The organism is Flammeovirga aprica JL-4 (assembly GCF_012844305.1).
GTDB classification, from domain to species: domain Bacteria; phylum Bacteroidota; class Bacteroidia; order Cytophagales; family Flammeovirgaceae; genus Flammeovirga; species Flammeovirga aprica.
The window spans coordinates 1-9,786 of sequence record NZ_JABANE010000178.1 but is presented as its reverse complement, the minus strand read 5'-3'; the positions used below and the strand labels follow the sequence as shown (position 1 = coordinate 9,786).

Annotated in this window: 10 protein-coding genes; 8 read left to right on the top strand and 2 right to left on the bottom strand. The window is 34.9% G+C overall.

The window, feature by feature from the left end:
• Nucleotides 1-316: 316 nt before the first annotated feature.
• From HHU12_RS31785 to HHU12_RS31755, 6 genes are all read left to right on the top strand, one after another.
• Nucleotides 317-1,258, top strand: coding sequence for an alpha/beta hydrolase (locus tag HHU12_RS31785; RefSeq protein WP_169660770.1), 942 nt, complete (start codon nt 317-319; stop codon nt 1,256-1,258).
• 5 nt (nt 1,259-1,263) lie between these two features.
• Nucleotides 1,264-1,626 (top strand): hypothetical protein, encoded by a 363-nt coding sequence (locus HHU12_RS31780; RefSeq protein WP_169660769.1) that lies wholly within the window; start codon nt 1,264-1,266, stop codon nt 1,624-1,626.
• 4 nt (nt 1,627-1,630) lie between these two features.
• Entirely contained in the window at nt 1,631-2,020 is a 390-nt protein-coding gene (locus HHU12_RS31775) for a hypothetical protein (RefSeq protein WP_169660768.1), read from the top strand.
• Between the two features lie 2 nt (nt 2,021-2,022).
• Entirely contained in the window at nt 2,023-3,153 is a 1,131-nt protein-coding gene (locus HHU12_RS31770; RefSeq protein ID WP_169660767.1) for an MBL fold metallo-hydrolase, read from the top strand.
• A 32-nt stretch (nt 3,154-3,185) separates the two neighbouring features.
• Nucleotides 3,186-4,100: a helix-turn-helix domain-containing protein gene (locus HHU12_RS31765; RefSeq protein WP_169660766.1), complete on the top strand. Its 915-nt coding sequence runs from the start codon at nt 3,186-3,188 to the stop codon at nt 4,098-4,100.
• Nucleotides 4,101-4,694: 594 nt separating this feature from the next.
• Complete coding sequence (locus HHU12_RS31755) at nt 4,695-5,273, top strand: Crp/Fnr family transcriptional regulator (RefSeq protein WP_062621790.1); 579 nt, start codon at nt 4,695-4,697, stop codon at nt 5,271-5,273.
• On the opposite strand, the gene HHU12_RS31750 is transcribed toward HHU12_RS31755, so the two are convergent.
• Entirely contained in the window at nt 5,270-5,956 is a 687-nt protein-coding gene (locus tag HHU12_RS31750) for a DUF4386 domain-containing protein (RefSeq protein ID WP_169660765.1), read from the bottom strand. The genes HHU12_RS31755 and HHU12_RS31750 overlap by 4 nt on opposite strands.
• Complete coding sequence (locus HHU12_RS31745; RefSeq protein ID WP_169660764.1) at nt 5,949-6,599, bottom strand: SRPBCC family protein; 651 nt, start codon at nt 6,597-6,599, stop codon at nt 5,949-5,951. The genes HHU12_RS31750 and HHU12_RS31745 overlap by 8 nt, the downstream gene beginning before the upstream one ends.
• A gap of 751 nt (nt 6,600-7,350) precedes the next feature.
• Here HHU12_RS31745 and HHU12_RS31740 point away from each other — a divergent pair.
• Both HHU12_RS31740 and HHU12_RS31735 read left to right on the top strand, forming a co-directional pair.
• Nucleotides 7,351-8,085, top strand: a complete 735-nt coding sequence (locus HHU12_RS31740) for a hypothetical protein (RefSeq protein ID WP_169660763.1) — start codon at nt 7,351-7,353, stop codon at nt 8,083-8,085.
• A gap of 969 nt (nt 8,086-9,054) precedes the next feature.
• The gene (locus tag HHU12_RS31735; RefSeq protein WP_169660762.1) at nt 9,055-9,720 is read left to right on the top strand and encodes a hypothetical protein; all 666 of its coding nucleotides are present in this window, start codon (nt 9,055-9,057) and stop codon (nt 9,718-9,720) included.
• Nucleotides 9,721-9,786: the final 66 nt, after the last annotated feature.

Here is a 9,786-nt window from a genome sequence, read left to right as displayed (position 1 = left end):
CACCTTGTCACGTGCTAATGCTTCGGGATCGTACTCCGTGCATAAGGGACTTGCACCCTCTAGAAGATTGAACTATATTTAGAAAAATATAGATCGTGCCCATTTTGGGCACACACAAGGGGCATAGTCACAGGCATCTGCGACGCAATCTGCCTGCGATACCATACCCATGTCGTTGTACGCAATTACGTCTAGTATTTTTCCGGTTTTCCCAAAATGTATAAGTCTTCAACAAAAATGTTTAAGTGAATCAACCTGTTCATCACTGATATTTGTATCAGATAATTAATTAAACAGTCACAAAAACATACATACAATGGAAAATTTATCAGCAGGAAAGAATAGAGTTTACTTCATTAGTAAAACAATGGGAGGCGATATCAAGTTAGCGGGAGATTTATTTTTGCCACCGAAATTTGATTCTAATAAAAAGTATCCAACAATAGTGTTTACTGGACCTTTTAATCAGGTTAAAGAACAGATGGGAGCAGTTTATGGGGAAAAGATGTCTGAGAAAGGATATGTGTTTTTAGCTTTTGACCATCAAGGATTTGGTGACAGTGAAGGTGCAATAAGAAACTACGAGCACACGGGTAATAAAATTTCAGGTTTGCAGGATGCGATTAGCTATTTGAGAATGCAGTCATTTGTTGACAGAGAAAAGCTATATGGACTTGGTGGATGTGCAGGAGGGAACACAATGGTTTATACCGCTGTTGCAGATAAACGATTGAAGAAAATAGGTTTAGTAAGTGCTTTATTAGCCCACACAGTAATGACATTTGTTGCAGGAGGTAAAAGAAAAAATATTGATGAAAAATTTCTAAGTGCCAACGAAGCGTATCAAAGGTATTATGAAACAGGTGAGGTTGTTCCTTTTGATTCATTAGATATGGAAAAGCCTGAAACCAAAAATTCCAAGGTAAGAGATGTAAGAGAAGGTTATGACTACTACATGACGAAAAGAGCAGGAAAGGAAACAAACCCAAACTACTCTCATTTAGGTCCTGAGTTTTTTCATATGGATTGGTCAAGGTATAGTGCAGCTCGTATCGGTAAGTTTTTATCAACTCCTGTAATGACTATTTATGGTTCAAAGGCAGGAAGTAAACCTTTATCATGGTATTTCCATTGGAAAGTTAATTCAAAGAGCAAGAAGAGAGTGTCTATCAAAGGAGCAACGCATGTAGACCTTTATGATGTAGATAAATATGTAAACCAAGTAGTAACTAAATTAGATGAGTTCTTTAAAAAATAGCAGCTATGGATATTCAAGAGATTATAAAAAGAGTAGATTCAAATAAAGTTCATCAAATCAGATGTGGTGACCATCGTTTTATAGATATCACTATCGTTCAAACAGAAGGTAGGTTCTTTGTACGCCAATATAAGTTTGGAAAGAGAAGTTGGTATGATGCTTTTTTAGAACACCCTGATGGTGCAATGAAGCTTGGAGACCTAATCGTTCCAATTAAAGGCATTGTTCCAAAAGATTTAGAAGCTGTTACTCCAAAAGTGAATAAAGCATACTTCAAGCTATTGAATATCTTATACCCTTTAATGAGACTCACCTACAGTAGAAAAAAACACGAAGCATCTACATTAGAATTAGTTCCTCAAATTTAGAATTATGAAAGTAGTAAAAGTTATTCTTAAAGTGCTATTAGGTCTAATGGGACTAGTATTAGTTTACAATGGATTTAAGTGGGCGTTCCTTCCCGAAAACAACCTTAATACTAATGGAATTATTGCGAATACAATTCTTGGTATTAACATGATAAAAAGTGATATAGGAGCACCCCTCATGGCAATAGGCTTGTTTCAGGTTCTTTTTGTTCTAGGAAGGAAAGAATTTTTCTTTCCATTGATTATAATATCACTACTTTATTTTGTGGTTAGATTAGTGAGCTATTTTGTGGATGGTTCTCATCCCATTATTGAAATTGGGCTAGTTATGGAAGTTGTTGTTCCATTGCTTAATACTGTTCTGTTTAAACTAATTAATGAGGAGAAAATCTAAGGATGAAATTACTAAAAATCATAGGGATTTCTTTTTCAGTTCTTGTTGGGTTGGTCGTGGTCATAGGCGGTTTGTTCGTGAATCTTAGCCCTCAATTTGGTGGAACTCATTCAGAAAATGATATTACCCGATTCAATAGCTCAAAAAATTACAAAGAGGGTCAGTTTTTTAATTTAGAACTGACTCGGACTACACCTTCTTTTAGTGATTTACCTAAGCTAATTAAAGAAATGACAAGAGAGGTGTCTAATTTGATACCTTCAAAAAAATTACCTGTTCAAATTGTACCCGAAGAAGAAATTGAAGTTCTTTCTAAGCAAACACGAGTAATATGGTTTGGTCATTCAGCATTTTTACTTGAAATATCGGGAAAAAGATTATTGATAGACCCTATGCTATCAGATGTTCCTGCTCCACACCCATTACTTGGGAGCGAACGATTTACTAAAGAACTCCCTATTGCAATTGAAGATTTACCCAAAATAGATGCCGTTATCCTCTCTCATGACCATTACGACCATTTAGATTATGAAACGATTCTAAAGATTAAAGACAAAGTAGGTAAATACTTTACTCCATTGGGAGTTGGTACTCATTTACAAGAATGGGGAATAGCTAAAGAAGACATCTCTGAGTTAGATTGGTGGGAGGAAGCTCAATTTGATAGTTTGACTTTTGTAGCAACTCCTGCGAGACACTTTTCAGGAAGAGGGTTATCTGATTCAAAAAAGACTTTATGGGCATCTTGGGTGATTAAGTCAGAAAATGAAAACATCTATTTTAGTGGAGACAGTGGTTATGGTAAGCACTTCAAAGATATAGGCGACAAATACGGTCCATTTGATTTGGCTCTTATGGAGTGTGGGCAGTACAATGATAGCTTAACAGAATTTGCTATTCATATGCTCCCTGAAGAAACTGCACAAGCAAGTTTGGATGTGAAAGCGAAAGTAGTCCTGCCCGTACATTGGGCTTCTTTCAGCTTAAATAGACACCCATGGAAAGACCCAATAGAAAGGTTGGTAGTTAAAACAAATGATATGGATTTACAACTTGTAACTCCTATCATTGGGCAGGTGGTTGAATTAAATAATTTAGAGAACAGCAGTACTGCTTGGTGGAAGGATTATTAATAGTAATTAGAAAGATTATATTTGATTAAAGAATGAAAGAGCTAATATTTAAAACAATAGGCGATTTTCACAATTATCTTGGCTTAGAAGAGCCTGAAAATCCATTATTTACGGTTTCTCATACTCATACTGTAAGTGAAAACGAAGGAGAATGTGATGAACAAGCAGAGCCTATTAGTTTAACTTGTGATTTCTACACCATAAGTTTGAAGAACATTATCTCAGGTGAATTGACTTACGGTAGGACAAAATACGACTGTTCAAATGGTACATTATTATTTACCTCACCAAATCAGAATATCAAATTTGAAAACATTGTGTATAGCTCGGAGGCATATCACATCTCTTTTCATAAAGATTATTTGAATGGTCATCCTCTGTTTGAGAAAATCAAAAAGTATAGCTTTTTCGGCTATCAAGTAAATGAAGCATTACACTTATCGCCTAAGGAAGAAGAGCGACTCAAATTAGTTTTCAGAAACATAATAGAGGAATATGAAAACAATCAAGATGAGTTTAGTAAGGATATTATTCTTTCTCATTTAGAGACTTTGTTGAAGTATTCAAACCGTTACTACAAACGACAATTTTTAAATAGAAAGGAGATAAATCAAGATTTATTCTCTGAGTTTAAATCAATACTAAACATATACTTTGATACTAATCAGATAGAAGAACATGGTATCCCAACAGTAGAATGGATAGCGGGTCAATTAGGTGTTAGTCATAGATATATGAGTGATACTATTAAAGCCGAAACAGGTAAGACCGCTATTGACCAAATCAACCTTTACCTGATTGAGGAAGCTAAGAACATGCTTTTAGCTCCACATGCATCAATAAGTGAAACAGCATATAAGCTTGGTTTTGAGTACCCTCAATACTTTTCAAGGCTATTCAAAAAGAAGGTTGGAGTGAGTCCTAAAGAGTATATTAATATGAATTAAATAAAGCGTACAATCGAGTAGACTGCCCCGTCAATAAATGACAGGGAGAGCCTCTCACACCACCGTACGTACTCCGAGCTATGCTCCCTCATTTCGAATCTCTTCTCATGAAGGTATACGGCGGTTGATTACCGTTCGGTTAACTTTTTGTAGATGTCCGACATCGCAATATATCCTCTCTTTTCAAGGCGTTCTAAAGTGATGGTTGTAATAAGAATAGGGCTTTATTCACGACTTTATGACTTTTTATCGGTGATCATGAACTCGTACCTCGTTTGAGCTACTGCCCAACCGCCTTTCCTCGTTCTGCTCCAAGCATACGCCTGATCATAAGATATTCCTAAACGCATTAATTTTTTGCGTTTCCGTTCGGACTTCGTAATGATGTGCTTACTCATCCTACTGCTTATGCCTCATATGCCTCACTTCTTAATCGTACTCCGCGCATAAGGGACTTGCACCCTCTAGAAGATTGAACTATATTTAGATGAATATAGATCGTGCCCATTTTAGGCACACATATCAGCTAATCTCCATCCACCGGTCTACACGTCCACTGGTCGTAGTTTAGCCATTACGTTATAGCTAATAAAAATGGGAAATTTACTCGTTCAATATATTTCAAAATTTATAGATCTAAGTCAAGAAGAAATAGATGCTATGAACCAATATATACCTATCAAAACATTTGAAAAAGGAACTGTAATAATTAGAGAGGGAGAAGTTTGTGACGTTTGTTATTTTAATTTAAAAGGTCTTGTAAGACAGTACAGGACAATAGAAGGTGAAGAAAAAACTACTTTTTTTTATACAGAGGAACAACCTCTGAATACCATAAAAAGCGTAATGGAAAAATCACCATCACTTTATTCCCTTTCTTGTTTAGAAGACACTACATTGGCAATCGGAACAACAGAAGTTGAACAAGACTTTTTTGAAAGATTCCCTCAGTTTGAAACACTTGGAAGGTTGCTCACTGAGCAAAATAATAGTGAGCTTTTGGAGTCATTTGAGAATTTCAAGCTACAAAGTCCGGAGGAACGGTATTTCGATTTACTCAATAAAAACCCATTACTAATTCAACGGGTAGCTCAGTATCACCTAGCGAGTTATTTAGGGATGACACCAGAGTCTTTGAGTAGAATTAGAAAAAGAACTGCATTTAAATCCTAATCCTCTTTTACTCCTTTTATCAACAACCATAAACAAAAGGAAAATTCTCCTATCATGGCAACCATCAACCCAGGATACGAAAGTGATTTGTATGCAGGATCTAGGAAATAGATCAAAAATTCAATTAGATGTACAAGACAAGATAAAATCAACAGAATACCTATGATACTCGGGAATTTCCTAGATTTCCAAACCAAATACCCTAAAGGAAGAAGCCATAAACCAAAAAATATTTGAGCAGTAAGATACATATATAAATGTTTTGTTAGTGAAAACATCACATGTGTATGCAGATCCAGTTGGCTCCAAGCAAGAAATTCGTTCTTCAGTAGTAGTATAGCAGAAAATTGGTAAAATGTACTCACGCAAAGTAAAACTGAACTTGCCAGGGAAAACAGTAAAAACAATAATGACAATGTTCGATTATATTTTGTGAAAATGGAATGAAGTACTACTGCCAATAAGATGTAGCAAACAATCATAACAAAATCACTCAAAACGCCTATTCGGAACAAAAGTTCTGAACTAAGGATGTTAGCAACCGTTTGACTTACGTTTCCTTCAACAATTACAATGGAACGGATGTATTCAGATGAACTACCAAATAGAATAACAAGTAGGTAAAAAATACCTGCAATTCGAGCACTCCTCTTTAAGGAATTATTTTTTACTATTTCAATCATTTTTACTCAGTTGATTTATGCGTTTTAGTATATCTATAGGGCCTTTAGGAAAAAATGCTTTTAACATAAAGTTGGGGACATTCACAGTAGGTGAAATTTTTGCCGTTGTATTTATCTCGACTTTACCACTAATAAGCTTTTTAATCGTGAAAGTCATGCTATAGTCAGTCAGACGATTTACCCCTAACGATTTGTAAGACGAAGGACTTGCTTCTATTTGGAATGTAGCTTTCTCATTTTCATAATTTATACTAGAAATCATAAAGGCTACACAATCCGAATTTTTAAATGGCCAAGTGGGCTCAAAAAAATAGTAGATCAGTGATTTATTTTCTGAAATAGAATCGAGTAATCTACTATTTTTCTCATTGATTATTAATTTATGATTTCCTACGTTTTTTAGGATATGCACACATCTTTCAAAATCAACCTCGAATTGGGTCATCGCTTCGTACTCAAGAAATTTCTTCTTACCTAATTCGCTTTTAACAGAATATACCTTACTCTTTACCAAAAAATTCCCATCTTTTGAAGTTTGAACTTTCCAATCAGTTTTAGTTTGAGAAAAAACTGATAACGTAAGAAGAAAAGTTACCGTTATTACGATTAAAGTTCTGCATTGATTCATATTTTTATACTGCATTTGTTGTTTGTCAAAGAAATACCCTTTTTAACAAACAAGTGATTGACTTAAGTTAAGAAAGTGAAAAAAGCTGTAATCGAGTAAACTGCCCTGCCAATAAATGGCGGGGAGAGCCTATCACACTACAGTACATATTCCGAGCTATGCTCCCTCATTTCGAATCTCTTCTCATGAAGGTATTCGGCGGTTGATTACCGTTCAGTAAACCTTTTGTAGATCTCGGAAATAGAAATATATCCTCTCTTCTCTATCTCTCTAAGGTGATGGTAGTAATTAGAATAGGGCTTTGAGCAACAGCTCAACCTCCTTTCCTGGTTCTACTCCAAGCGTAAGCCTGATCATAAGATATTCCTAAATGCATTAAGTTTTTGCGTTTCCGTTCGGACTTCGTTATGATGTTCTTACTCATCCTACTACTTATGCCTCATATGCTTTGCTTCTTAATCGTACTCCGCACATAAGGGACTTGCACCCTCTAGAAGATTGAACTATATTTAGATTAATATAGATCGCACCCATTTTGGGCACACACAATGTATAATAATAGCCGATATAATAGTAAATTTAAGAGTTGTAGCCCACGTCTACTTTCTTATAATTTGAGAGTAAAGTACCATGTGGTTGGCTACCATTCTTATAATCACCATTGGAAGTAATTAGAAGAATTAACTAAGAAGTATACGTGATTCCTATATCAGTATGAATATATCGCTAATAGAACTTCTTAACTTTAACATAAATAAGAAAGACTATGGAAACCGATAGAATTTTTGTTACAATGAACGCGACCTTTAAAAATGAGGAGAAGTGCAGAGTAGCCATGGAAACAATAGTTAACGATGCGCACGCGGCAGAGGGTGTTAATTCTCATTTTTGGTTCAGGAGCGAAGATGGTAAATCATTATTTGTGCTTGAACAATATGACAACAAAAAGGCACTTGTAGAAGCGATAAAGAGATTTACATCTGCGAGAATTTCCTTCTTTAAATCTATTAAAGTGACTGATGTTTCAGTTTATGGAAATGTATCCACTAGCATTAAATTGATGTTTGCCCCTCTTAGCCCACGATATAGCCAATACTATGGAGGATATTCAAAGATTGCCCCTAAAGACCAAGAACCTGGAATTAAAGAATTTGAAAGAAAGAGAATTATAGTTGCTACTAATGCTCGCTTTAAAGATGAAGAGAAGGCTAAAGTGGCTATAGAAAAATTAGCACAGGACACATATAATGAATCTGGGACAAATTCTCATTTTTGGTCAAGAAGTAAAGATGGTAAGACTTTGTACCTACTCGAGCTATACGCAGATGAGAATGCACTGACAGAGCATGTTATGGCAAATATAAGTTCGAGGGATGCTTTTTTTGAATCAATGGAACTTGATGTTGTCACAGTTTACGCGACTGTATCTGATAAAACCAAACAGATGCTTGTCCCTATTAATCCTCAGTACATGAATTACTATGGAGGTTATTCCAAGTAAAATATTTAAACCTGCAATCAGTTGACTTTATTATAAAAGCGTAAAGTCGAAAATCAATTACCGTTCAGTCAACTTTTTGTAGACGTCAATCATCCCAATATACCCTATCTTCTCAAGGCGTTCTAAACGTAATGGTTATAATAAGAATAGGACTTTGAGCAACAGCCCATCTGCCTTTCCTCTTTCTGCTCAAAGCATAATGGAATGGTAATTAAAAAAACACTATTAATTAGAACTTATTTTAGTCATTAAGACCAAAAATTTATCCCTAATTGAACAACAGCAATTTGTTGCTCATCAAACTAAGTATGAAAATTAGATTAGGCTTTTCATTTATTTGAATGATCGTGGTATTGGTCTCCCATTCTTTTTGAAATCATATTTGATAATGTCTCTTCAAAAATAGAAATTGGAGCCTCACTTTTTTAACTTTAAAACAGCTTTATCATGATCTTGGCTAAACCTATTTCTGGAATAAGTATTTCCCTGTTCTATTAGAAGATTTCAAATGCTTACGATTAAAAAGTGTGCTACTTCATACAAGACAAGATTGTTTTATATATGTGTTATAAATTAAAAATTAGGAGGTGCCACTTAAAAAGAATATGATTTTGTGTATATTCGCTTTTGGATTTTTAATAACAAAAGCTGGTTTGGTTGCAATCAATAATTGCCATAACTTTTTTAAACTAACGCTTAGAGCAATAAAACTATGAATAACATAGCAAAGCTTTTAATAAAATTCATAGCTGATTTGATGCAAAATATTTTGGTAGCACAGCCTGAACAAATCAACTTCGAAATCTCTGTTTGATAAAATGGTAAAGAGATTAGAATGTGGAGCCAATCCTAGTTTCAAAAAAAAGAGAATTAAACATAAACGCAAGCTAACACTAGAGACACCCTATTCATCGGTTAATACACCTACTGATCGTTGTTTAGCCATTTTGTTGGCAGTACTTATACATTATGAATAGAAAGAAATTTTTAATATCCATTGGCCTGTTAGGTGCCAATACACTATTGTTTTCGTCAAATCTGATGGGCTCCTTTTCAGACAAATGGAGCAATTTCAAGCACATCTACTCAAACCATCAACTAAAAGGCGATTTTTTTAAGTTCTTAAAGAACATTTTTAACTTATTTCCTGAAGACAAACTACACGATTTGATTTCAGAATCGACCAACAATAATTCCAATGACAAAGAAATCTATTTAGATGCTCAGTCTAAATTGGATACTATCAGCCCTCTCTTTTCAGTAATTAATTATGGATTACCTTCCCTTTTTAAGCAAAAGGAAGAAATGGCGAAGCAAAGTTTAAAGTTACTGGGACTAGGTGGCACTTACAATGGCTATTTAGAAATCGGTTCTTCCGGCAGATACCTCGACTACTTAGAAGAGAAGGTCAAAATAAAGGGTAACCGCTATTACGCAGACGGCAAAGAACCTGGGTATTCGTTGCAGGAAATGGTAGATAGAGGCCAAATTTCTATTGGTGCTGATTATATCCCGCTAGCAGATTACAACACCAAATACTCAGAGATCATAGAGAACGAAAGTCTGGATTTAGTCACAATTTATATTGGCTTTCATCATTGTCCTCTTGATCTAAGAGAAACATTCATTTGGTGATGGCTATTTTAGGTTGATCTAGCTACATCCGTTACTAAAATTACCACATTTATAGTAATGTTTTTC

Bases quoted from the DNA above. Each gene is read 5' to 3' on its own strand.
- HHU12_RS31785 (WP_169660770.1), top strand. From the start codon at position 317: ATGGAAAATTTATCAGCAGGAAAGAATAGAGTTTACTTCATTAGTAAA.
- HHU12_RS31780 (WP_169660769.1), top strand. From the start codon at position 1,264: ATGGATATTCAAGAGATTATAAAAAGAGTAGATTCAAATAAAGTTCAT.
- HHU12_RS31775 (WP_169660768.1), top strand. From the start codon at position 1,631: ATGAAAGTAGTAAAAGTTATTCTTAAAGTGCTATTAGGTCTAATGGGA.
- HHU12_RS31770 (WP_169660767.1), top strand. From the start codon at position 2,023: ATGAAATTACTAAAAATCATAGGGATTTCTTTTTCAGTTCTTGTTGGG.
- HHU12_RS31765 (WP_169660766.1), top strand. From the start codon at position 3,186: ATGAAAGAGCTAATATTTAAAACAATAGGCGATTTTCACAATTATCTT.
- HHU12_RS31755 (WP_062621790.1), top strand. From the start codon at position 4,695: ATGGGAAATTTACTCGTTCAATATATTTCAAAATTTATAGATCTAAGT.
- HHU12_RS31750 (WP_169660765.1), bottom strand. From the start codon at position 5,956: ATGATTGAAATAGTAAAAAATAATTCCTTAAAGAGGAGTGCTCGAATT.
- HHU12_RS31745 (WP_169660764.1), bottom strand. From the start codon at position 6,599: ATGCAGTATAAAAATATGAATCAATGCAGAACTTTAATCGTAATAACG.
- HHU12_RS31740 (WP_169660763.1), top strand. From the start codon at position 7,351: ATGGAAACCGATAGAATTTTTGTTACAATGAACGCGACCTTTAAAAAT.
- HHU12_RS31735 (WP_169660762.1), top strand. From the start codon at position 9,055: ATGAATAGAAAGAAATTTTTAATATCCATTGGCCTGTTAGGTGCCAAT.